Source organism: Agromyces sp. H17E-10 (assembly GCF_022919715.1).
Lineage (GTDB): Bacteria > Actinomycetota > Actinomycetes > Actinomycetales > Microbacteriaceae > Agromyces.
Genome location: NZ_CP095042.1, coordinates 250558 through 273216, shown reverse-complemented (window position 1 = coordinate 273216; position 22659 = coordinate 250558). Strand labels below are relative to the sequence as shown.

Annotated in this window: 24 protein-coding genes; 15 read left to right on the top strand and 9 right to left on the bottom strand. The window is 71.5% G+C overall.

All coding sequences use genetic code 11. The features are described 5' to 3' along the window. Positions 1-11 precede the first annotated feature (11 nt). Positions 12-914 carry an alpha/beta fold hydrolase gene (locus tag MUN74_RS01320; RefSeq protein ID WP_244854578.1) on the top strand — a complete coding sequence of 301 codons (903 nt, stop codon included), beginning with the start codon at positions 12-14 and terminating at the stop codon, positions 912-914. Between the two features lie 72 nt (positions 915-986). On the opposite strand, the gene MUN74_RS01315 is transcribed toward MUN74_RS01320, so the two are convergent. Next, positions 987-1793 (bottom strand): glycosyltransferase family 2 protein, encoded by an 807-nt coding sequence (locus MUN74_RS01315; protein WP_244854577.1) that lies wholly within the window; start codon positions 1791-1793, stop codon positions 987-989. A gap of 130 nt (positions 1794-1923) precedes the next feature. Between MUN74_RS01315 and MUN74_RS01310 the strand changes: the two genes are divergently transcribed. The 3 genes from MUN74_RS01310 to MUN74_RS01300 all read left to right on the top strand — a co-directional run bounded on the left by MUN74_RS01310 (position 1924) and on the right by MUN74_RS01300 (position 4520). Next, the gene (locus tag MUN74_RS01310) at positions 1924-3153 is read left to right on the top strand and encodes an LLM class flavin-dependent oxidoreductase (protein ID WP_244854576.1); all 1230 of its coding nucleotides are present in this window, start codon (positions 1924-1926) and stop codon (positions 3151-3153) included. Then, entirely contained in the window at positions 3150-3782 is a 633-nt protein-coding gene (locus MUN74_RS01305; RefSeq protein ID WP_244854575.1) for an FMN reductase, read from the top strand. Before MUN74_RS01310 ends, MUN74_RS01305 begins: the two co-directional genes overlap by 4 nt. A 240-nt stretch (positions 3783-4022) precedes the next feature. Further along, the gene (locus MUN74_RS01300) at positions 4023-4520 is read left to right on the top strand and encodes a hypothetical protein (RefSeq protein ID WP_244854574.1); all 498 of its coding nucleotides are present in this window, start codon (positions 4023-4025) and stop codon (positions 4518-4520) included. Positions 4521-4598: 78 nt separating this feature from the next. On the opposite strand, the gene MUN74_RS01295 is transcribed toward MUN74_RS01300, so the two are convergent. Both MUN74_RS01295 and MUN74_RS01290 read right to left on the bottom strand, forming a co-directional pair. Next, positions 4599-4805 (bottom strand): dodecin family protein, encoded by a 207-nt coding sequence (locus MUN74_RS01295; protein WP_244854573.1) that lies wholly within the window; start codon positions 4803-4805, stop codon positions 4599-4601. Between the two features lie 88 nt (positions 4806-4893). Next, positions 4894-5085 carry a DUF5302 domain-containing protein gene (locus MUN74_RS01290; protein WP_244854572.1) on the bottom strand — a complete coding sequence of 64 codons (192 nt, stop codon included), beginning with the start codon at positions 5083-5085 and terminating at the stop codon, positions 4894-4896. A 341-nt stretch (positions 5086-5426) separates the two neighbouring features. Here MUN74_RS01290 and MUN74_RS01285 point away from each other — a divergent pair, with 341 nt between their 5' ends. Then, positions 5427-7709 (top strand): polyribonucleotide nucleotidyltransferase, encoded by a 2283-nt coding sequence (locus MUN74_RS01285; protein WP_244854571.1) that lies wholly within the window; start codon positions 5427-5429, stop codon positions 7707-7709. A gap of 98 nt (positions 7710-7807) precedes the next feature. Here MUN74_RS01285 and MUN74_RS01280 read toward each other — a convergent pair whose 3' ends face one another. The 3 genes from MUN74_RS01280 to MUN74_RS01270 all read right to left on the bottom strand — a co-directional run bounded on the left by MUN74_RS01280 (position 7808) and on the right by MUN74_RS01270 (position 9234). Continuing rightward, positions 7808-7969 (bottom strand): hypothetical protein, encoded by a 162-nt coding sequence (locus MUN74_RS01280; RefSeq protein ID WP_244854570.1) that lies wholly within the window; start codon positions 7967-7969, stop codon positions 7808-7810. Between the two features lie 58 nt (positions 7970-8027). Next, on the bottom strand, positions 8028-8684 hold the full coding sequence (locus tag MUN74_RS01275) for an ArsR/SmtB family transcription factor (RefSeq protein ID WP_244854569.1): 657 nt from the start codon (positions 8682-8684) through the stop codon (positions 8028-8030). A 91-nt stretch (positions 8685-8775) separates the two neighbouring features. Then, on the bottom strand, positions 8776-9234 hold the full coding sequence (locus MUN74_RS01270; protein WP_244854568.1) for an Lrp/AsnC family transcriptional regulator: 459 nt from the start codon (positions 9232-9234) through the stop codon (positions 8776-8778). 165 nt (positions 9235-9399) lie between these two features. Here MUN74_RS01270 and pdhA point away from each other — a divergent pair, with 165 nt between their 5' ends. The 4 genes from pdhA to MUN74_RS01250 all read left to right on the top strand — a co-directional run bounded on the left by pdhA (position 9400) and on the right by MUN74_RS01250 (position 13451). Beyond that, positions 9400-10533 carry a pyruvate dehydrogenase (acetyl-transferring) E1 component subunit alpha gene (pdhA, locus tag MUN74_RS01265; protein ID WP_244854567.1) on the top strand — a complete coding sequence of 378 codons (1134 nt, stop codon included), beginning with the start codon at positions 9400-9402 and terminating at the stop codon, positions 10531-10533. Next, on the top strand, positions 10530-11540 hold the full coding sequence (locus MUN74_RS01260) for an alpha-ketoacid dehydrogenase subunit beta (protein WP_244854566.1): 1011 nt from the start codon (positions 10530-10532) through the stop codon (positions 11538-11540). The genes pdhA and MUN74_RS01260 overlap by 4 nt, the downstream gene beginning before the upstream one ends. Positions 11541-11545: 5 nt before the next feature. Beyond that, on the top strand, positions 11546-12994 hold the full coding sequence (locus tag MUN74_RS01255) for a dihydrolipoamide acetyltransferase family protein (protein WP_244856300.1): 1449 nt from the start codon (positions 11546-11548) through the stop codon (positions 12992-12994). 145 nt (positions 12995-13139) lie between these two features. Further along, the gene (locus MUN74_RS01250) at positions 13140-13451 is read left to right on the top strand and encodes a 4a-hydroxytetrahydrobiopterin dehydratase (RefSeq protein WP_244854565.1); all 312 of its coding nucleotides are present in this window, start codon (positions 13140-13142) and stop codon (positions 13449-13451) included. A gap of 90 nt (positions 13452-13541) precedes the next feature. Here the strand turns inward: MUN74_RS01250 and MUN74_RS01245 are convergent, their stop codons facing one another. Beyond that, the gene (locus MUN74_RS01245) at positions 13542-14024 is read right to left on the bottom strand and encodes a GNAT family N-acetyltransferase (RefSeq protein WP_244854564.1); all 483 of its coding nucleotides are present in this window, start codon (positions 14022-14024) and stop codon (positions 13542-13544) included. Next, complete coding sequence (locus tag MUN74_RS01240; RefSeq protein WP_244854563.1) at positions 14003-14638, bottom strand: TetR/AcrR family transcriptional regulator; 636 nt, start codon at positions 14636-14638, stop codon at positions 14003-14005. Before MUN74_RS01240 ends, MUN74_RS01245 begins: the two co-directional genes overlap by 22 nt. Positions 14639-14778: 140 nt before the next feature. Here MUN74_RS01240 and MUN74_RS01235 point away from each other — a divergent pair, with 140 nt between their 5' ends. Beyond that, a complete protein-coding gene (locus MUN74_RS01235; protein WP_244854562.1) occupies positions 14779-16386 on the top strand; it encodes a carboxyl transferase domain-containing protein in 1608 nt (535 codons plus the stop codon). A gap of 13 nt (positions 16387-16399) precedes the next feature. Here MUN74_RS01235 and MUN74_RS01230 read toward each other — a convergent pair whose 3' ends face one another. Continuing rightward, positions 16400-17125 carry an MBL fold metallo-hydrolase gene (locus MUN74_RS01230; protein WP_244854561.1) on the bottom strand — a complete coding sequence of 242 codons (726 nt, stop codon included), beginning with the start codon at positions 17123-17125 and terminating at the stop codon, positions 16400-16402. Between the two features lie 123 nt (positions 17126-17248). On the opposite strand from MUN74_RS01230, the gene MUN74_RS01225 reads away from it, so the two are divergent. The 5 genes from MUN74_RS01225 to MUN74_RS01205 all read left to right on the top strand — a co-directional run bounded on the left by MUN74_RS01225 (position 17249) and on the right by MUN74_RS01205 (position 22533). Then, entirely contained in the window at positions 17249-17818 is a 570-nt protein-coding gene (locus tag MUN74_RS01225) for a TetR/AcrR family transcriptional regulator (RefSeq protein ID WP_244854560.1), read from the top strand. Between the two features lie 62 nt (positions 17819-17880). Further along, positions 17881-19875: an acetyl/propionyl/methylcrotonyl-CoA carboxylase subunit alpha gene (locus tag MUN74_RS01220; RefSeq protein WP_244854559.1), complete on the top strand. Its 1995-nt coding sequence runs from the start codon at positions 17881-17883 to the stop codon at positions 19873-19875. A gap of 70 nt (positions 19876-19945) precedes the next feature. Next, positions 19946-21070: an acyl-CoA dehydrogenase family protein gene (locus MUN74_RS01215; RefSeq protein ID WP_244856298.1), complete on the top strand. Its 1125-nt coding sequence runs from the start codon at positions 19946-19948 to the stop codon at positions 21068-21070. A 54-nt stretch (positions 21071-21124) separates the two neighbouring features. After that, entirely contained in the window at positions 21125-21715 is a 591-nt protein-coding gene (locus tag MUN74_RS01210; protein ID WP_244854558.1) for a MaoC family dehydratase, read from the top strand. Continuing rightward, positions 21715-22533 (top strand): HpcH/HpaI aldolase/citrate lyase family protein, encoded by an 819-nt coding sequence (locus tag MUN74_RS01205; protein WP_244854557.1) that lies wholly within the window; start codon positions 21715-21717, stop codon positions 22531-22533. Before MUN74_RS01210 ends, MUN74_RS01205 begins: the two co-directional genes overlap by 1 nt. The last annotated feature ends 126 nt before the right edge of the window (positions 22534-22659 follow it).

Below are 22659 nucleotides of genomic sequence, written 5' to 3'. Positions count from 1 at the left end.
TCGTGGGGGTCGTGACGGCGGAGGACGAGGCGAGAGCGCTCGACGAGTCGCTGCCCGATCGGGACTGGCACGTGCTGCCCGAGGGCACCGAGCGCAGCAGCTTCGCCGGTCCGAGCGGCCCGCTCGCGCGCATCGCCCTCGGCCCGGCCGACGGCCCGCGCATCGTGCTCATCCCGGGCGCGACCGGGTCGAAAGAGGACTTCGCCATCATGCTCCCGCTGTTCGCGGCGGCAGGCTACCGGGTCGAGTCGTTCGACCTCGCCGGGCAGTACGAGTCGTTCGAGGCCGGCCCGTGGAATCTCGACCCGCCCCGCGCGCGCTACGACGAGCGCCTGTTCCTCGACGACCTGCTCGCGGTGCTCGACGACGGTGCGGGTGCCGCGCACGTGCTGGGCTACAGCTTCGCGGGCACGCTCGCTGGGCTCGCCCTCCTCGAGCGGCCCGACCGGTTCGCGAGCCTCACCCTGCTGAGCTCGCCGCCCGAGCCCGGGCAGGCCTTCCGCGGGGTGAAGCGCATCGGCGCGCTCAGCGGGTTCACGACGCCGCGGCAGGGTGCCGCGCTCATGCTCTGGGGCATCCGCAACAACCTCAACAGGGTGCCGCCGGGCCGCCTCGCCTTCGTGCGCGAACGGTTCGCGCTCACCCGCCGCGACAGCGTGGACGACATCATCGCGCTCATGATGGCCACGCCCGACGTGCGCGCCGAACTCGCGGCGAGCCCCGTGCCGAAGCTCGTCGCGGTCGGCGAGCACGACCTCTGGCCGCGGGAGCTGCACGAGCGCTCGGCACGAGAGCTGGGCGCACGCTTCGCGGCGTACCCGACGGGACACAGTCCGTGCGAGACCGCGCCGCACCAGCTCGTGCGCGACATGCTGGGGCTGTTCGCCGCGAGCGGATCGGTCGCCGGCAGCTGAGCTGATCAGCCGTCGGGGGTGGGATGCCTCGGCCGGGAGCTTCCCGTCGCCCGGAGCATCCCGCACCAGGGGTCAGGCGGGCAGCGCGTCGTCGCCGTCGGCGTCGTGCTCCAGTGAGCCCTCGCGCAGCTCGGGGGCCTCCCAGATCCAGGCGGGCGCGCGACGCCGGTCCCGGCGTCGCCGGAGCGGCGGCCACTCGCGCGACTCGACCGACATCGTGTGGAACGCCATCCGGACTCTGCGCCAGAGTCCCGAGGGCGTGTCGAACGGCCGCGCGGAGACCCCGACCACGAGTCGCCGATCGCGGACGACGGTCATGCCGGGCTGCATCCACCAGGCGAGGTCGAGGTCGTCGTGCACGTCGGCCCGGTCGCGGTGCACGAGGTCGCGCAGGCGTCGCCAGGCGTCGGCGCGGATCGCGTAGTTCGAGCCGAAGATCGGCGGGTGGCCGAGCAGCGGGCCGATCACCGTGAAGTACCCGCCGATGTAGATGTTGCGGGCGATCCAGCGCACGAGGGCGGTGCGGCCGTAGAAGGTGCCGCCGTTCGTCACGACCGTGGGCCGGTCGCGTGCCGACATGCGGCGTTCGACCTCGGCGAGCCAGTCGGGGGCGGGGACCGAGTCGGCGTCGAGCCGCGCGATGATCTCGCCGCGGGCGGCGTCGAAGCCCGTTGCGGTCGCGGGCCAGATGCCGCGCGTCGCTTCGACGAGCACGCGGGCACCCGCCGAGCGCGCGACCGCTGCGGTGTCGTCGACGGATCCGTTGTCGACGACGATCACCTCGTCGGCAGGGCGCGTCTGCGCGGCGAGGGCGCGGAGGCATACGATGAGGAACTCCGCGTCGTCGAGACTCGGAATGACGACCGAAATCGTGCTCACCAGCCCGAGTGTAACGCCGAGGATCATCGATCGGGCGGATCGGGAATACCTCGGCGGGGGAGCCCGTTGGACCCGATGTATGCAAATGCATAGAATCGACGCATCACCAGATGAGCTCAGGAGCAGCATCATGCAGTTCGGTATCTTCACCGTCAGCGACATCACGCAGGACCCGACGACCGGTCGTACCCCGACCGAGGCCGAGCGCATCCAGGCGACCGTGACGATCGCGAAGCACGCCGAAGAGGTCGGCCTCGACGTCTTCGCACTCGGCGAGCACCACAACCCGCCGTTCTGGTCGTCGTCGCCCACCACGACCCTCGCGTACATCGCGGGCCAGACGTCGACCCTGCAGCTGTCGACCGCGACCACGCTCATCACCACGAACGACCCGGTCAAGATCGCCGAGGACTACGCGATGCTGCAGCACGTCTCGGGCGGCCGTGCCGACCTCATGCTCGGCCGCGGCAACACGGGCCCCGTGTACCCGTGGTTCGGCAAGGACATCCGCCAGGGGCTGCCGCTCGCCGTCGAGAACTACGAGCTGCTGCACAGGCTGTGGCGCGAGGACGTCGTCGACTGGTCGGGCAAGTTCCGCACCCCGCTGCAGGGCTTCACCTCGACGCCGCGTCCGCTCGACGGCGTGCCTCCGTTCGTCTGGCACGGCTCGATCCGCACGCCCGAGGTCGCGGAGCAGGCCGCGTTCTACGGTGACGGCTTCTTCGCGAACCACATCTTCTGGCCGGCGTCGCACACGCAGCGCATGATCGCCCTCTACCGCCAGCGCTTCGAGCACCACGGGCACGGCACCGCCGCGCAGGCGATCGTCGGCCTCGGCGGACAGGTGTTCATGCGCAAGAACTCGCAGGACGCGGTGCGCGACTTCCGTCCGTACTTCGACAACGCGCCCGTCTACGGGCACGGCCCGAGTCTCGAGGAGTTCAGCCAGCAGACGCCGCTCACGGTCGGCAGCCCGCAGGAGGTCATCGACCGCACGCTCGGCTTCCGCGACTACGTCGGCGACTACCAGCGCCAGCTCTTCCTCGTCGACCACGCGGGGCTCCCGCTCAAGACCGTGCTCGAGCAGCTCGACCTGCTCGGCGGCGAGGTCGTGCCGGTGCTCCGCGAGGAGTTCGCGAAGAACCGGCCGGCCGACGTGCCGGATGCCCCGACGCACGACTCGCTCGTGCGGGCGAAGTACGGCGATGCCGCACCCCGGCAGGCGACGCCAAACGCGAACCGCGGCGACAACCTCACGGTCGGCTCGCCCTACCAGGACACGGTCGCGAGTGACCCGGCGACCGCGCAGACCGGCTCGGCCTTCGGCCCGGCCGCTACCCGTCAGGGGGTGGCCCGATGACCGCCAAGCAGATCGTCGTCGTCTCGGCGGGGCTCTCGACCCCGAGCTCGACGCGGCAGCTCGCCGACCGGCTCGCCGCCGACGCGGTGGCCGCGCTCGCCGAGCGCGGCGTCGAGGCCGAGGTGCGCACGTTCGAGCTGCGCGAGCTCGCCCACGACATCACGAACAACCTGCTGCTCGGCTTCGCCCCGCCGAAGCTCGAGGAGGCGCTCGACGCCGTCGCGTCGGCCGACGGGCTCATCGCCGTGACGCCCATCTTCACGACGAGCTACGCGGGCCTGTTCAAGTCGTTCATCGACGTGATCGACCCGCAGGCGCTCACCGACCTCCCGGTGCTCATCGGGGCCACGGGCGGCACGCCGCGCCACTCGCTCGCGATCGACTACGCGATCCGACCGCTCTTCACGTACCTGCACGCGGTGCCCGTCACGACGGGCGTCTTCGCCGCGACGAGCGACTGGGGCGGCGCCGAGGGCGACGGCGTGCGCTCGCTGCCCGACCGCGTCTTCCGCGGCGCGAAGGAGTTCGCCGACCTCGTCGAACGGACCGACCGGTCGCAGCTCGTGAACGACCCGTTCCAGCTCGACCGCCCCTTCGGCCACCTCATCGGGGGTCTTGCGGGGGAGTAGTCACGCGATCGGCGGGCGGCGCGATGCGTCGCCCGCCGATTCGGTGCCCACTTCTGGGGGCGCCAGAGACATGAGGAATCGTCGGTAAATGCTGGAGGCCGACGCTCGCCCGGCGTACGCTCGCAATCGAGACGCGGCCGATGGGCTGCGATCACCGCGCGCATTCCGATCGGGGCGGGTCACGAGGTCTCGCGGGTCGAAGACGGCCGGGTCGCCGAAACCCGATCGGAAGGATTCACCATGTCCATTCGCAAGGTCATGGCCGCGCTCGCCGCGGCCGCGGCGCTCGTGCTCGTCGGCGCGGGCCCGGCGATGGCGGGCGGCAGCCCGCACTTCATCAAGAGCGCCACGAGCGCATCTGCCGACGGCACCGGCCTCGTCGTGCAGTTCAAGGAGGCCGGACTGTCGGCGGGCTCGACGGAGACCGTCCAGGCGACGGCGCACCTCGACGCCACCTACCAGTGCATCAACGGTGGCGGACACAACCCGAGTGACCCGAAGAAGACGACCGTCTCCGCGGACGTCTCGGAGAGCGGCGTCTTCACCGCGGGCAAGAACGGCAACCTCGTCGGTTCGCTGACGCTGTCGCCGCCCGCAGCGGCCGACGTGCTCGACTGCCCGGGAGGCCAGACCTCGACCCTGACCGCGGTCACGTGGTCGAGCGTCATGGTCGAGGACCTGACAAGCGGGGCGTCGATCATGCTGGCCGGCACGTTCAGCTGGGGTGCACCGGTCTGACCGCACCAGCCACGCGATTCCGGCGGGGGAGCGGTCGCGCCTCCGCCGGATCGCGCTGTCGGCGTGGGGGTCCGGCCCTCAGTCGTCGAGCACGAAGGTGACCTCGAGCGTCACCGACCAGGCGGTGATCCGCCCGTCGGTCGCTTCGACCTTCTGCTCCTTGACCCAGGCGCCGCTCACGTTGCGCAGCGTCTCCGCCGCGCGGGCGACGCCCGCGGCGACGGCGTCGTCGAAGCTCACTTCCGAACGGACGGTGATGGTGGTGACTCGTGCGACGGTGGCCATGGCGTTCCTCCTCGAAACGATCGGCGTACCGCCCATGATCCGCCTCCCGGCGCGCGACCGCGAGGGGTTGACCGGGGCGAGCTGCCGCTCAGCCGCTCTTGCGCCGGAACTCGCGCTTGTGCGAGGCGGGGCCGTGCGCGTCGTGCGCCTGCCCGCCGCCGTCGAGGTGCGCTTCGCCCTCGCGCTTCTTCGAGGCCTGGTTCTTGCGCTCGAGCGCCTCGCGGAACTTGCGCTTGGTGTCGTCGGAGGGACCGGTGGGCTTCGCGTCGTCGGATGCCATGGTCTCGAGTCTGGCATGGATGCCGCGGCCCGCGCTCACGCCGACGCGGCAGACGCTCGGCCGGCCGACGGGGTTCAGCCACGCGGCATCCGCTGTTCACGGCCCGAAAACCGCCGCTCTGCTAGCATTGCAGGCGGCGATCCGTGCATTTCGCGCGGGTGGCCGTCTGGAGCAGGCCGGCAGGAAGCTGGTCCCCTGTGGTGGATCACCGAGCACGCATCGGTGGACTTCTACTGGTGGCCAGCGTGAACGCAAGCTCTTGCGGTTCGTAATGCCTGTTCCTGCTCCTTCGTACGAGTCGCGCCCACACGGGGTGCGACGTTAAACAAAGGAGAGGCCTCTTGGAAGGTCCTGAAATCACGTTCGCCGAGACCGTCATCGACAACGGCAAGTTCGGCACGCGTACCATCCGCTTCGAGACCGGCCGCCTCGCCCAGCAGGCGCAGGGCTCGGCAGTCGCCTACATCGACGAAGAGACCATGCTGCTCTCGGCGACCTCCGTCTCGAAGCAGCCGAAGGAGCACTTCGACTTCTTCCCGCTGACGATCGACGTCGAAGAGCGCATGTACGCGGCGGGCCGCATCCCCGGCTCGTTCTTCCGTCGCGAGGGCCGCCCCTCGACCGAGGCGATCCTCACCTGCCGCCTCATCGACCGCCCGCTGCGCCCCTCGTTCGTCGAGGGCCTCCGCAACGAGGTCCAGGTCGTCGTCACGGTGCTCGCGATCGAGCCCGACGAGCTCTACGACGTGCTCGCCATCAACGCCGCGTCGCTCTCGACGCAGCTCTCGGGCCTGCCGTTCTCGGGCCCCGTCGCCGGTGTGCGCGTCGCGCTCATCGACGGCCAGTGGGTCGCGTTCCCGAAGCACTCGCAGCTCGAGGAGGCCGTGTTCAGCATGGTCGTCGCCGGCCGCGTCGTGACCGAGGCCGACGGCTCGCAGGACGTCGCGATCATGATGATCGAGGCCGAGGCGACCGACAACGCGTGGAATCTCATCCAGGGCGGCGCCGTCAAGCCGAACGAAGAGGTCATCGCGCAGGGCATCGAGTCGTCGAAGCCCTTCATCAAGCAGCTCGTCGAGGCGCAGCTCCAGGTCGCGGAGACCGCCGCGAAGCCCGTCGCCGACTACCCGACGTACCCGCCCTACCAGGCCGACGTCAAGGAGGCCGTCGCGGCCTTCGCCGCCGCCGAGCTCAAGGACGTCTACCAGATCGCCGGCAAGGTCGAGCGCCAGGACGCCGACGACGCCCTCAAGGCGCGCACCAAGGAGCACATCGCGGCCAAGGTCGAGGCGGGCGAACTGCCCGAGTCGGCCAACGCCGAGGTGTCGGCCGCGTACAAGTCGGTCACCAAGAAGGTCATGCGCACGCGCGTCCTCGAAGAGGGCGTCCGCATCGACGGCCGCGGGCTCGCCGACATCCGGCCGCTCGACGCCGAGGTGCAGGTCGTGCCCCGCGTGCACGGCTCGGCGATCTTCCAGCGCGGCGAGACCCAGATCCTGGGCGTCACCACGCTGAACATGCTCAAGATGGAGCAGCAGATCGACTCGCTGTCGCCGGTGACGAAGAAGCGCTACATGCACAACTACAACTTCCCGCCGTACTCGACGGGTGAGACGGGTCGTGTGGGTTCGCCGAAGCGTCGCGAGATCGGCCACGGCGCCCTCGCCGAGCGCGCGCTCGTGCCGGTGCTGCCGTCGCGCGACGAGTTCCCCTACGCGATCCGCCAGGTCTCGGAGGCGCTCGGCTCGAACGGCTCGACCTCGATGGGCTCGGTCTGCGCGTCGACGCTGTCGCTTCTCAACGCGGGTGTGCCGCTGAAGGCCCCCGTCGCGGGCATCGCGATGGGCCTCATCTCCGACACCGTCGACGGTGAGACCCGCTACGCGGCGCTCACCGACATCCTCGGTGCCGAAGACGCGCTCGGCGACATGGACTTCAAGGTCGCCGGCACCAGCGAGTTCGTCACCGCGATCCAGCTCGACACGAAGCTCGACGGCATCCCCGCCTCGGTGCTCGCCGGCGCGCTGACGCAGGCGAAGGAAGCGCGCACGACGATCCTCGCCGTGCTCAACGCCGCGATCGACGCGCCCGACGAGATGGCGCCGACCGCGCCGCGCGTCATCAGCGTGCAGATCCCCGTCGACAAGATCGGTGAGCTGATCGGCCCGAAGGGCAAGACGATCAACGCGATCCAGGACGAGACCGGCGCCGAGATCTCCATCGAGGAGGACGGCACCGTCTACATCGGCGCGACCGACGGCCCCTCGGCCGAGGCCGCCCGCGCCCAGGTCAACGCGATCGCCAACCCGACCAACCCCGAGGTCGGCGAGCAGTTCCTCGGCACGGTCGTGAAGATCGCCGCCTTCGGTGCGTTCGTCTCGCTGCTGCCCGGCAAGGACGGCCTCCTCCACATCTCGGAGGTGCGCAAGCTCGCCGGCGGCAAGCGCGTCGAGAACGTCGAAGACGTGCTCGGCGTCGGTCAGAAGATCCTCGTCGAGATCACGAAGATCGACGACCGCGGCAAGCTCTCGCTCGCTCCGGTGCTGCAGGAGGACGCGGACTCCGAGGGTCGCGGTGCGACCGGCGAGCACGCCGAGGCTCCGGCCGAGGGTGCCGACGCGTAATCACGCGCAGTACGCATGCGGATGCCCCGCCCGAATCATTCGGGCGGGGCATCCGTCGTCTCGGCTGCTGAGGTGGATACCGAGGCGGGCCGGTGGGTTCAGAGCAGCCGGGTCGTCGCGCGGCCCATGAGGGCGTCGCGCTCGGCGAGCGCCCGGCGTGCCGTGGCGCGCGCCTCGAGCCGGTCGAGCTGGCGTCCCCGGTCGCCTCGCCGGCTCGCGAGCCGGAGGCCCCAGCCGGCCAGGCCGAGTCCGCCGCGCACGGCGAGCTGGGCGAGGGGACCCGCCCCGGGGGCGAGGGGGAGAGCGTCGCGTTCGTCATCATCGCTCCTCCTTCGTGGTGTCGTCGGTGACCTCCCCGCGCACGAGCGGGAAGGCGTTGAAGTGGATCTGCACCGGGCGCGAGCCCGGCGACGGGGTGAACTTGTAGAGGTCGCCGTACTTCAGGAAGACGGCGTCGACCTCGGCGACGAGTGCCGCGAGCTGCTCGGGGGTCAGTCGCAGGTTGATCGTGTCGGCCGTCGCGACGTCGAGCCACTCGGGCCCGAACACCTGGTCGCCGTCGGCGACGAAGTGGCGATAGTTCTGCTCGCGGGCGTGCATCCACTCGTCTTCGACGAGCTTCGCGGCGAGCCGCTCGGCGCTGCCAGCCGGCAATGACCGTGCGTCGGGGATGGCCACCGATCCGGGTACCCGCTCCCACCAGCGCTCGCGACCCTTGCCGCGCGAGTCGTCCTCTCGGATGAGGCCGGCACGTTCGAGCTGGCGCAGGTGGTAGCTCATCGAGCCGCTCGACTCGCCGAGCCGCTCGCCGAGCCCGCTCGCGGTGAGCGGACCGAATGCCGACAACTCGTCGTAGATGCGCACCCGCAGGGGATGGGCGAGCGACTTCAGCGCGGTCGTCGACAGCACGTGGTCGATGCCGGGGTGGCGGGTGCTGCTCGGCTGGTCCTCGAAGTTCTCGGGCGTCTCGGTCATGATGCAAAGATATCGCTGCAAACTATAATTTGCAAGGGTTTCTTTGCAAGAGGTTCTTTGCAACCCTGTCGGGCGCCGCGACCGGCGGTGGTCAGTGCTCGAGCAGCGGCCGCAGTCGGTACGGGATGAGCTCGCCCATCGCGAGCGACGTCTCGGTGCGTTCGACGCCGTCGACCGCGAGGATCTCGCCGTCGATGCGGAACAGGTCGTGGGCGTCTCGGCACACCACGCGGACGAGCAGGTCGATCGAGCCCGAGAGTCCATGGGCCTGGATCACCTCGGGGATCTCGGCGATGCGGTCGACCACCTCGCCGAGCAGTTTCTGCCGCACGTGCACCGCGATGAACGCCTCGAGCGGGTAGCCGAGCGGGGTCGGGTCGATACTGCGCTCGAAGGACAGGAAGGCCCCGGATGCCTCGAGCCGGGCCATCCTCGCCTGCACCGTGTTGCGCGAGAGGCCGAGTCGATCGGCCAGGGCGACCACCGTCGCCCGCGGGTCGGGGGAGAGCGCCGAGAGCAGGGCGCGATCGACGGAGTCGTAACCGGTCATAACGCCAGACGATAGCACCGCATGGAGCGGCTCGGTTTGGCAACATGCTCAACAGACCTCGCGAAGCTTGAGCGGTGTGACTGATCGACGTATGCTCGCCGTATCCGGCAGAGCCGCCGGTGCGGGCTGCCCACGAAGCGGGCCCGCTGAAAGCGAGGATCGACGATGACCCCATCCGACCGAGACGCCACGGGGCTGTTGACCCGCCCCGATCCGTTCGTCCAGCTGATCACCCCGACGGGCGAGCGCGTGCGCGACGACGCCTACGACCCGTGGGTGCGCGACATCGACCTCGACGTGCTCGCGAAGCTCTATCGCGACATGGTCGTGGTTCGCAGGCTCGACACCGAGGCGACCGCCCTGCAGCGCCAGGGCGAGCTGGGCCTGTGGCCGCCGCTCGCAGGGCAGGAGGCCGCGCAGATCGGCTCGGCCCGGGCCCTCCGCGACGACGACTTCGTCTTCTCGAGCTACCGCGAGCACGCGGTCGCGTGGGTGCGCGACGTGCAGCCCGCCGAGCTCCTGAGCGTCTGGCGCGGCACCGCGGCGAGCGGATGGAACCCGTACGAGCACAACATGGCCGTGCCGCAGATCATCATCGGTGCGCAGGCGCTGCACGCGACCGGCTACGCCATGGGCGCCCGCTGGGAGGGCACCGACACCGCGGCGATCGCCTACTTCGGCGACGGCGCGACGAGCGAGGGCGACGTCAACGAAGCCCTCGTGTTCGCGGCGAGCTTCGACGCTCCCGTCGTGTTCTTCTGCCAGAACAACCAGTGGGCGATCTCCGAGCCCGTCGACCTGCAGTCGAAGCAGCCGATCGCGCGCCGCGCCGACGGCTTCGGCATGCCCGGCATCCGGGTCGACGGCAATGACGTGCTCGCCGTGCTCGCCGCGACGCGCATCGCGCTCGATCGCGCTCGCCGGGGCGAGGGCCCGACGTTCATCGAGGCCGTCACCTACCGGATCGGCCCGCACACGACCGCCGACGACCCCACGCGCTACCGCACCGAGCCCGAAGTGGCCGAGTGGCGCGAGCGCGACCCGATCACGCGCGTGCTCGCCCTGCTCGAGGCGTCGGGCGTCGATGTCGAGGGCCTGCAACGGGAGGTCTCGGCCGAAGCCGATCGCGTCGCCGCCGACCTGCGAGCCGCGATCACGACGCTCGCCGACCCCGAGCCGCTCACCGTGTTCGACCACGTCTACGCGGAGCCGAACAGCCACATCGACCGTCAGCGCGACCACTACGCGCGATACCTCGCGATGTTCGACGACGCGGGCACCGAGGGGGGTGCGCGATGACCCAGCTGACCCTTGCGAAGTCCATCAACGCCGGTCTCCGGCGCGCCCTCGCCGACGACGAGAAGGTCGTGCTCATGGGCGAGGACATCGGCACCCTCGGCGGCGTGTTCCGCGTCACCGACGGGCTCAAGGCCGAGTTCGGGGCGCACCGCGTCGTCGACTCGCCGCTGTCCGAGGCCGGCCTCATCGGCACCGCCGTCGGGCTCGCGTACCGCGGCTTCCGGCCCGTCGTCGAGATCCAGTTCGACGGGTTCATCTACCCGGGGTTCGACCAGATCGTCGCCCAGGTCGCCAAGCTCCACTATCGTTCGCGCGGCACCGTGAAGCTGCCGATCACGATCCGCGTGCCGTTCGGCGGCGGCATCGGCGCGGCCGAGCACCACTCGGAGTCGCCCGAGGCCTACTTCGCCCACACGGCGGGACTTCGAGTCGTCGCGTGCTCGAACCCGGCCGACGCGCACGTCATGATCCGGCAGGCGATCGCGAGCGACGACCCCGTGCTCTTCTTCGAGCCGAAGCGCCGGTACCACGTGAAGGGCGAGGTCGACCTCGACGCGAGCCTCGCCGACGCACCGCCCATGGGTGTCGCCTCGACGATCACCCGCGGCGACGACGTCACGCTCGTGACGTACGGCGCGCTCGTGCAGACCGCGCGCGACGCGGCGACCGCGGCCGCGGAGGACGGCATCTCGATCGAGGTCATCGACCTGCGTTCGCTCGCACCGATCGACTATGCGCCCGTCGAGGCATCGGTGCGACGTACCGGCCGCCTCGTGATCGCCCACGAGGCGGGCCAGCAGGGTGGCATGGGCGCCGAGATCGTCGCTTCGATCACCGAGCGCTGCTTCGAGTTCCTCGAGTCCGCGCCCGTGCGCGTCACGGGGCACGACATCCCGTACCCGCCGGCGAAGCTCGAGAAGCACCACCTGCCCGACCTCGATCGCATCCTCGACGGTGTCGACCGGGCGCTGGGGCGTCCCAACTCGCTGAGCGGAGTGGAGGCATGACGACGATGATCCGCGACTTCCCGTTGCCCGACCTCGGCGAGGGCCTGACCGAGAGCGAGATCGTCGCCTGGCGCGTCGCCGTCGGCGACCGCGTCGAGCTCAACCAGATCGTCGCCGACGTCGAGACCGCGAAGGCCGTCGTCGAACTGCCGACGCCGTATGCGGGCGTCATCACGGCGCTGCACGCGGCCGAGGGTGAGACCGTGAACGTGGGCGCACCGCTCTTCTCGTGCGACACGGGCGAGCCCGTCCCGGCCGGCTCGGGTGTCGAAGGCGGGGATGCCGCGACCGCGGCGCCCGCGGTCGCCGACGCCCCAGAGCCGACGCTCGTCGGCTACGGTGCTCGCGACGAAGGCGGGCCGAAGCGTCGTGCCCGACGTGCGCCGGTGGTGGCGGCATCGCCCGTCGAGTCATCGGCCCCGGTCGACGAACACGTCGCGGCGTCGGTCGATCGACGCACCCCGGCACCCGCCGGGGCCTCCGGTTCCGGCGACACCGTGGCAGCGGCCGTTGCGCCGGTGCAGCCGGGGGAGCGCCCCGAGCGGCCCCGCTCGACGCCGCCCGTGCGCAAGCTGGCGCGCGATCTCGGGGTCGACCTCGAACACCTCACGGGCACCGGCCCGCGGGGACTCATCACGCGCGACGACGTCGAGCAGGCGGCATCCTCGTTCGGGGCGACCGAATCGACCGTCGGCGTGAGCGGCGGCGCGACCGACGCACCCGTCCCCTCGACGCAGGCCGCGACCGATCGCCCGATCGAGACGCGCATCCCGATCCGCGGCGTGCGCAAGCACACCGCAGCGGCGATGGTGCGCAGCGCGTTCACCGCGCCGCACGTCACCGAGTTCCTCACGGTCGACGTCACCGAGACGATGGAGCTCGTGCGGAGCCTGCGCGAGGATCGCGCGTTCGCCGCGCACCGGGTCACGCCCCTCGCGGTCGTCGCGAAGGCCGTCTGCATCGCGGCGCGCCGCACGCCCGACGTGAACGCACGCTGGGACGACGAGGCGCAGGAGATCGTGCAGTTCGGCGGTGTCAACCTCGGCATCGCTGCGGCGACCGAACGCGGACTCGTAGTGCCGAACGTCAAGGGCGCCGACGGCATGACGCTACTCGGGCTCGCCGATGCGATCACCGCGCTCGCCGAGACCGCCCGCGCGGGGCGCACGAGTCCGGCCGACCTCACGGGCGGCACGATCTCGATCACGAACATCGGCGTCTTCGGCATCGACGCAGGTACGCCGATCCTCAATCCCGGGGAGGCGGCGATCCTCGCGATGGGCGCCGTGCGGCGACAGCCGTGGGAGCACCGAGGCGAGATCGCGCTGCGCGAGATGATGACGCTCAGCCTGTCGTTCGACCACCGGCTCGTCGATGGCGAGCAGGGATCGCGGTTCCTCGCCGACATCGGTGCGATCCTGCGCGAGCCGGGGCGTGCGCTCACCATGATGTGACCGAGGCCGGTACGCAACTCAGGAGATCGTCGACGACACGCCGTCACTCGCACGCGAGTGGCGGCGTGTCGCGTCCAGCATCCTGAGTCGTGCACGCCGCGTCGCCCCCCTACCGGCCGCGGGTTGACGGGAGGATGATGACGCTATGGACCCGCGGCAGATCCTCACCCCGGCCGAGACCGCCGACGAGCTCGCCGGCACGGCCTTCGTGCACACCGGCGAGCGCATCGACGGCGCGTATCGCACCGACGACTTCGCGAGCGCCGTCGCCCTGCTCGACGAGGTCGCCGCCGTCGCCGACGAGCTGAACCACCACCCCGACGTGCAGCTCGGCTGGGGACGCGTCTCGTTCGAACTGAGCTCGCACGACGTCGGCGGCGTGACGGCGCGCGACGTCGAACTCGCGCGCCGCATCGACGCGCTCGCGGCCGCGCAGGGCGCCCGGCCCGGCAACTGACCGCAGATCGCGGCGCCCGGTGCAGACGGGCGTCGCCCGGACCCGAGGCATCCGCCCGGGTCCGCCGTCAGGTGAGCAGCCGGTCCGCCGTCAGGCGAGCAGGTAGACGCGTTCCTCGATCTCGGTGCCGCGCGCGTTCGCGAACCCCGACTCGGTCGCCGCGAGCTCGAAGCCGAGCTTCTCGAGCACCGCGATCGAGCCGGCGTTGTCGGCGGCCACGCGTGCGCGCACGGGCCGTTCGCCGAGCGCGTCGAGGAAGAGGCGCATCGCGCGCGTCGCGATGCCGCGGCCCCAGTAGGCACGGTCGATCCAGTAGGTGATCTCGGGCGTTCCTTCGTCGAGCCAGCGGGCGACGCTGCCCACGATGTCGCCGTCGGCCCGGACGGTGCGGGCGTCGACCCCCGGGTCGGCGAAGAGCCGGCGCCAGTGCGCGTCGAACGTCGCGCGATCGCCCGGGTCGGGCGGGGTGAACGCGGCCATCTCGACCGCGACGGGGTCTCGCTCGATCAGGAACAGTGCATCGAGATCGCCGACGCGGGTCGCGCGCAGCGTCACGACATGAGGCTCGCCCATGCCATCTCCTCCAGGATGCCGCGGACGGTGCCCTCGGCAGGTCGGCGCCCGGGGATGCGGGCGCTGTGCGGAGTGGAGTTCAGGAGTCCGAAGGCGGCGTGTGCCCGGACCCTGAGCTCCGCCTCGGCCCGATCGGGCCGGAGTCTGGAGAGCACGTCGACCCAGTTCTCGACGTACCGGCGCTGGAGGAGGCGGACCTCGTGGCGGGCGCCGCGGTCGAGCTGCTCGAGCTCGCGGTCCTGCACGAGGATGACGTCGGCCTCGCCCAGCGCGAAGTCGACATGGTGCGCGATGAGTGCGCGCAGTGCGTCATCGGGGGCGGATGCCTCGCCGAGGACGCGTTCGGCGCCGTCGAGCAGCGCGCGGCTGGCGCCCTCGAGGATCGCGGCGAGCACGGCGGCCTTGCCGGAGAAGTGCCGGTACACCGCGGGCCCCGAGACGCCCACGGCGGTGCCGAGGTCCTCGATCGTGACGCCCGCGTAGCCGCGCTCGGCGAAGAGGGTCGCCGCGGCGGCGAGGATGGCGGCGCGCCGGTCGGCCTTCTGCCGCCCGCGCTCGGTCAGGGCGACCGGTTCGTTCGGCATCGGGGGCACGGGGGCGGGGCTGCTTGCCATCTCGGTTAACGCTCGCTAACATCGGGAATCGAGTTAGTGCACACTAACCGAAATCACGTGCCGTCCACAAGGGGGCGCGCCGTCGACGACGACTGGCCCGACGGCCGCGCCGACGACGGACCGAGCGAGACGGGGCGACCATGGGCACGCTGCACACGCACATCGATGCGAACGGCGACGCGGGACGCGCGAACGCCGCGGCGCACGCGGCGCTCGTCGACGAACTGCGCGAACGGCTCGCCGCCGCCGCGGCCGGCGGCCCCGAGGCATCCCGCGAGCGTCACGTGGCGCGCGGCAAGCTGCTGCCCCGTGACCGGGTCGCCCGCCTGCTCGACGAGGGCAGCCCGTTCCTCGAGGTCGCGCCGCTCGCCGCCGACGGCCTCTACGGCGGCGACTCGCCGGGTGCGGGCATCATCACGGGCATCGGCCTCGTGCACGGCCGGCCCGTCATGGTCGTCTGCAACGACGCGACCGTCAAGGGCGGCACCTACTACCCGATGACGGTCAAGAAGCACCTCCGCGCGCAGGAGATCGCCAAGGAGCACCGCCTGCCGTGCGTCTACCTCGTCGACTCGGGCGGCGCGTTCCTGCCCCTGCAGGACGAGGTGTTCCCCGACCGCGACCACTTCGGTCGCATCTTCTACAACCAGGCGCAGCTGTCGTCGATGCGCATCCCGCAGCTCGCGGCCGTGCTCGGCTCGTGCACCGCGGGCGGCGCCTACGTGCCCGCGATGAGCGACGAGACCGTGATCGTGCGAAACCAGGGAACGATCTTCCTCGGCGGTCCGCCGCTCGTGAAGGCCGCGATCGGCGAGGTCGTGACGCCCGAGGAGCTCGGCGGGGGAGAGCTGCACTCGCGGGTGTCGGGCGTCACCGACCACCTCGCCGAAGACGACGAGCACGCGCTCGAGCTCGTGCGCGACATGGTCGCGACGCTGCCCGCCCAGCCCGAGCGGGCATGGGCGGTGCGCGAGCCGCGCCCGCCGGCCGTCGACCCGTCGGGCCTCACCGCCGCCGTGCCGGTCGACGTGCAGCAGCCGTACGACGTGCACGAGGTCATCGCACGTCTCGTCGACGGCAGCGAGTTCAGCGAGTTCAAGCCCGAGTACGGCGACACGCTCGTCACGGGTTTCGCGCACATCGACGGCCACCCGGTCGGCATCGTCGCGAACAACGGCGTGCTGTTCAGCGAGTCGGCGATGAAGGGGGCGCACTTCATCGAGCTGTGCGACCAGCGCGGCATCCCGCTCCTCTTCCTGCAGAACATCTCGGGCTTCATGGTGGGCCGCGACGCCGAGGCCGGCGGCATCGCCAAGCATGGCGCGAAGATGGTGACCGCGGTCGCCACGACCCGGGTGCCGAAGCTCACCGTCGTCATCGGCGGTTCGTTCGGAGCCGGCAACTACTCGATGTGCGGCCGGGCGTACTCGCCGAGGTTCCTCTGGATGTGGCCCAATGCGCGCATCTCGGTCATGGGCGGTGAGCAGGCCGCGTCGGTGCTCGCGACGGTCAAGCGCGACCAGCTCGCGGTGAAGGGCGAGACCTGGCCGGATGCCGCGGAGGAGGCGTTCCGTGCGCCGATCCGTGCGCAGTACGAGGACCAGGGCAGCCCGTATCACTCGACCGCGCGCCTCTGGGACGACGGCATCATCGCCCCGGAGGACACCCGCACGACGCTCGCCCTCGCCCTCGAGCTCGCGAGCCGCACGCCGTTGCCCGAGCCGGCGTTCGGGCTCTTCCGCATGTAGCGGCGCGCCGCCGTCAACGACCGGATGCGGCGGCCGACCGTTCGATCGCGGCGACGATGGCGGGCACGCCGTCGTTCCACGGCGTGCCGTGGCCCGGCAGCACCCAGCTTGCGCCGATGCCGTCGAGGTGGTGCAGCGAGGCGAGCGCCTCGGCGGGGTCGTCGGTGAACGGGGCCGGCTGCGGGCCGTGTTCGCCTGTGAGGACATGACGGGTGGTGAGCGCGTCGCCGACGAAGACCGCGTCGACCGCCGGCACGTGGATCGCGACGCTGCCGGCCGAGTGGCCCGGCATCGCGACGATGCGCGGTGAACCCGGCAGGTCGAGCACGTCGCCGCCACGCACGGGCACGACGTCGGCGAGGTAGGTCGTCTTCAACCCGCCCTTGCGGGCGGCGTACCAGAGGAACTTCGCGGTCGCGCCGACCTTGACGTGCCCCCACTCGGGCTTCGTCGACTCCTCGCCGCGTGCCCGAGCCGCATCGGCCTCGTGCACGTAGACGGGGACGCCGTGATCGCGCCGGAGTCGCTCGGCGAACCCGATGTGGTCGGTGTCGCCGTGCGTGAGCACGACGCCGCGGACATCGTCGATGCTGCGACCCATCGTCTCGAGCTCGGCGAGAAGCTCGGGGTACTGGCCGGCGAGGCCCGCGTCGATGACGGTGACGCCATCGGGGGCGTCGATGAGGTAGACGGCCACGATGTCGTTGCCGATGCGGTGGAGTGAAGGGGCGAGCTGCATGTCCGGCGTCCTCTGGAGTCGTTGGCGGGTGATGATGGCTATGCTACATAGCCATCATGGCTATGCGCAATAGCCTAGACTCGATCCGACACCGATGACCGACGTCCAGAAAGTGGGTCCGACATGCCCGCACCCGACCGCACCTCACTCGACGAGATCGTCGCAGCAGGCCGATCGATCGTCGAGGCCCACGGGCTCGACGGGCTCACGATGCAGGCCGTCGCCGGGCGCGTCGGCGTGCGGGCGCCCTCGCTCTACAAGCGCGTCCGAAACCGCGGCGCACTCGTCGAGCTCGTCGCCGAAGCGACGGTCCGCGATCTCGCCCGGCGGCTCGGCGAGGCGGCCCCGGTCGACGGCGACCCGCGCGCCGAGCTCGCGGCCCTCGCCCGAGCCCTCCGAGCCTTCGCCCATGAACGGCCCGTCGCGTTCGGGCTCGTGTTCGCCCCCGGCGGCGGCGGGGTGTCGCAGGCGCTGCTGGCCGAGGCGAGCGCGCCCGTGCTGCGCGTCGCGACCTCGCTCGTCGGCGAGGCCGATGCGCTCTCGGCGGCGCGCACCGTCACGGCGTGGGCGAACGGCTTCGTGACGATGGAGCTCTCGGGGGCGTTCCGCCTGGGCGGCGACGTCGAGGCGGCATTCGAGTACGGGGTCGAACGCATCGCCGAGTCGCTTGCCATTTCAGTTAGCGAGCACTAACATCGAATCCAGTTAGTGCGCGCTAACTGGACGGCGCGCTGCAGTGTTGCAGAGAGGCGCGGATGGCCACGTTCGAGGTTTCGCCGGTCGATGCTCGGCCGACGCTCAGCGCCGAGACCGGCGATCGCCCCTTCGACCGCGTGCTCGTCGCCAACCGCGGCGAGATCGCGGTCCGGGTGATCCGCACGCTGCGTCGGCTCGGCATCCGCTCGATCGCCGTGTTCTCCGACGCCGACGCCGACGCGCCGCACGTGCGGCTCGCCGACGACGCGGTGCGCATCGGCCCGGCGGCGGCCGCCGAGAGCTACCTCGACGCCGACCGGCTGATCGCCGCCGCGATCGCGACCGGGGCGCAGGCCGTCCACCCCGGCTACGGGTTCCTCTCCGAGGACGCGGGCTTCGCCGCCGCGTGCGCCGACGCCGGCATCGTCTTCATCGGCCCCGGGGCGCGTGCGCTCGAGATCATGGGCGACAAGATCCGCGCGAAGCGGCACGTCGCCGCGTCGGGCGTGCCGACGGTGCCCGGCATCGCCGACCCGTCGCTCGACGATGACGCGCTCATCGAAGCCGCCGCGGGCATCGGGTTCCCCCTGCTCGTGAAGCCCTCTGCGGGCGGCGGCGGCAAGGGCATGCAGATCGCCCGGGACCGGAACGAGCTCGCGACGGCCCTGCCCGCCGCCCGACGTATCGCCCGCGCCGCGTTCGGCGACGACACCCTCCTGCTCGAACGGCTCATCGAACGGCCGCGCCACATCGAGGTGCAGGTGCTCGCCGACGCCGCGGGCAACGTAATCCACCTCGGCGAACGCGAGTGCTCGCTGCAGCGCCGTCACCAGAAGGTGATCGAGGAGGCGCCCTCGCCACTGCTCGACGAAGCCACCCGGGCCCGCATCGGAGAGGCGGCGTGCGAAGCCGCTCGCAGCGTCGACTACCTCGGCGCCGGCACCGTCGAGTTCCTCGTGTCCGACGCCGCACCCGACGAGTTCTTCTTCATCGAGATGAACACCCGGCTGCAGGTCGAGCACCCCGTCACCGAACTCGTCATTGGCGTCGACCTCGTCGCGCAGCAGCTCTACGTCGCGGCGGGCCGGCCCCTCGCCATCCGACAGGCCGACGTCCGACTGACCGGTCACGCCGTCGAGGCCCGCGTCTACGCGGAGAGCCCCGAGCGAGGGTTCCTCCCGTCGACGGGCGAACTGCTCGAGTGGCGGGCGCCGGCCGGCGCCGGGGTGCGCGTCGACGGGGGCATCCGCTCCGGCCAGGTGATCACGGCCGACTACGACCCCATGCTCGCCAAGGTGATCGCCTACGGCGGCGACCGGGCCGAGGCGCTCGCACGACTCGACGCCGCGCTCGCCGAGACCGTGGTGCTCGGCGTCGACACGAACATCGCGTTCCTCCGCCGGCTCCTCGCCGAGCCCGCGGTGCAGCACGGCGACCTCGACACGGGCCTCATCGATCGCATGCCCGAGTCCTCGTCCGACAACCTGCCGGGCGAGGTGCTCGAGATCGCGAAGGCGGTCCGTGCCGAGGCGGCGATCGACGCCGCCCGTGCGTCGGGCGGTCGCGCGTGGCAACTCGCACGCGACTGGCGCATCGGGCGCACCGAGAACGTGCGACCGCGCCCCGAGGCATCCGGCATCACTGCTGCGAAGGCCGCCGACGGCGCACTCTGGGTGCACACGGCGCTCGGTACCTGGCGCGTGCCCGCCGACGACCGCCGTGCTGCGCTCGCCGCCCGCCTCGCGATGATCGAGCGCGGCGGCCTGGCCGACCCCGAGCTCCGCGCGCCCATGCCCGGCACCGTCATCGCGGTGCTCGTGGCCGACGGCGACCGGGTCGAGCCCGGTGACGCCGTCGTCGCGATCGAGGCGATGAAGATGGAGCACCGAGTCACCGCGACCGTCGCCGGCACCGTCCGGCTCGAGGTGGCCGTGGGCCAGCAGGTGTCCCGCGACCAGCCCGTCGCCCGCGTGGATGCCTCCGCAGAGGCATCCGCGGCACCGAACCCCACCACCGAATCGTCGGGCGCACCTCACGAGGGTGCCCGCCCGTGAACACCCCACCAGGAATGAGGAGCACGACGTGAGCACCGAGCTGAGCGCCGAGGAACAGCAGCTGTACGACATGGTCTGCGAGTTCGCCGACACCGTCGTCGCCCCCCAGTCGTACGAGGCCGACCGCACCCACACGCTGTCGATGGATGTCGTCGCGCAGATGGGCGAGCTCGGGCTGTTCGGCCTGCCGTTCCCCGAAGAGGTCGGCGGACAGGGCGGCGACTACCTCGCCCTCTGCCTCGCGATCGAGGCGCTCGCGCGCGTCGACCAGTCGATCGCGATCACGCTCGAGGCCGCCGTCGGCCTCGGTGCCATGCCGATCTACCGCCACGGCACCGACGAGCAGAAGGCCGAGTACCTGCCCGACCTCGTCGCCGGCAAGGCGCTCGGCGGGTTCGGGCTGACCGAGCCCGAGGCCGGCTCCGACGCCGGCGCCACCCGCACGACCGCCGTGCTCGACGGCGACGAGTGGGTGATCAACGGCTCGAAGCAGTTCATCACCAACTCGGGCACGCCGATCACGAAGTTCGTCACCGTCACCGCGGTGACGGGCGAGCGCACCCGGCCCGACGGCTCCGTCTCGAAGGAGCTCTCGACGATCATCGTGCCGAACGGCACCCCCGGATTCACGGTCGCCCCCGGTTACGACAAGGCAGGGTGGCGCGCGAGCGACACGCACCCGCTCACGTTCGACGACGTGCGCGTGCCCGCGTCGAACCTGCTGGGCGAGCGGGGCCGCGGCTTCGCGAACTTCCTGCAGACGCTCGACGAGGGCCGCATCGCGATCGCCGCCCTCGCCACCGGCGCCGCACAGGGCTGCCTCGACGAGGCGATCGCCTACGCGAAGACCCGCAACGTCTTCGGCGTGCCGATCGCGTCGCACCAGTACATCGCGTTCACGATCGCCCAGATGCAGGCCCGCGTCTACACCGCGCGCCTCGCCTGGCACGACGCGGCCCGGCGCGCCGACGCCGGCCTCCCGTTCAAGAAGGAGGCGGCGATGGCCAAGCTCGTGTCGAGCGACGCGGCCATGGCGAACTCGCGCGACGCCACCCAGATCTTCGGCGGCATGGGCTTCATGAACGAGACCCTCGTCGCCCGGCACTACCGCGACTCGAAGATCCTCGAGATCGGCGAGGGCACGAACGAGGTGCAGCTGCTCGTCATCGCGCGCGAGCTGGGCCTCGCGGGGTAGCGTTCGCATCGAGAGGGATGCCTCGGCCGGAGCCGGGGCGGGAGGGAGCGGGCGATGCCCGACGAATCGACCGAACTGCCCGCGGTGCGCCGCGACGTGCTGCAGCGCGGACTCTGGTTCGAGGAGTTCGAGCCGGGCACCCGCTACCTGCACCGGCCGGGTCGTACCGTGACCGAGGCCGACAACGTGCTCTTCACGACGATGACGATGAACACGCAGTCGCTGCACCTCGACGCGGCCTGGGCCGAGGGGCAGCCCTTCGGCGAGCGCCTCGTCAACTCGATGTTCACGCTCGCGACGATCGTGGGCGCCTCGGTCGCGCAGCTCACGCAGGGCACGATCGTCGCGAACCTGGGCTTCACCGAGGTCGCGTTCCCGGCGCCGATGTACCACGGCGACACGCTCTACAGCGAGACGCTCGTCGTCGCGACGCGCGAGTCGGCATCGCGGCCGGGCCAGGGCATCGTCACGCTGCACCACGTCGGGCGCAACCAGCACGGCGTCGAGGTGGCGCGGGCGACGCGTTCGGTGCTCATGTGGATGCGCGAGGCGGGGGAGCGGCAGGCGGCGGCAGCCGGGTCCGACGGCGCCCCCGGCACCCGCATCGGTCGGCGCGCACGCGTCGCATCCGACGAGGAGGAGTGATGACCGAGCGCCCGGCCTTCCGGTTCGGCCCCGCCATCCTGTTCTGCCCGGCCGACCGCCCCGAACGGTACGCGAAGGCGCTCGACCGCGCCGACGCGGTGATCCTCGACCTCGAGGACGCGGTCGCGCCGGGAGCGAAGCCGGCCGCCCGTGTCGCCCTCGTCGAGACGCCGCTCGACCCCGAACGGGTGATCGTGCGCGTGAATCCCGCGTCGGGCGATGACTTCGCCGCCGACCTCACCGCCCTCGCGGCGACCGACTACCGCACCGTGATGCTGGCCAAGTGCGAGGGCACGGCCGATCTCGTCGACCTCGCCGAGCTCGAGGTCATCGCACTGTGCGAGACGGCGCGCGGGGTGATGGCGGCTCCCGAGATCGCGGCGATCCCGAACGTGTCGGCGCTCATGTGGGGCGCGGAGGACCTCGTCGCCTCGCTCGGCGGATCGTCGAGCCGGGGGTCCGACGGCGGCTACCGCGACGTCGCGCGCCACGCGAGGAGCCGGGTGCTGCTCGCGGCCGGGGCGCACGGTGCAGCGGCGATCGACGCCGTGCACCTCGACATCGCCGACCTCGACGGACTCCGTCTCGAGGCGGAGGACGCGGCAGCCAGCGGCTTCGCCGCGACCGCGTGCATCCACCCGTCGCAGGCCGAGGTCGTACGTTCGGCGTACCGGCCCGATCCCGAACGCATCGAGTGGGCCCGGGCCGTGCTCGCCGCGGCCGAGGGGGAGCGCGGTGTGTTCGCGTTCCGGGGGACGATGGTCGACGCGCCGCTGCTCGCCCAGGCCGACGCCGTGCTCCGGCGCGCCCGAGACTGAACGGGGCGCCCGCACGCACTGAGCGACCCTCAGTATCCCGCGAACGGGGGACACCGAGGGGCTCGCAGCAAACGATTCGATAACGGTTCACCCGTTCTCCATCGAATCCGCGACGAATGCACGCTC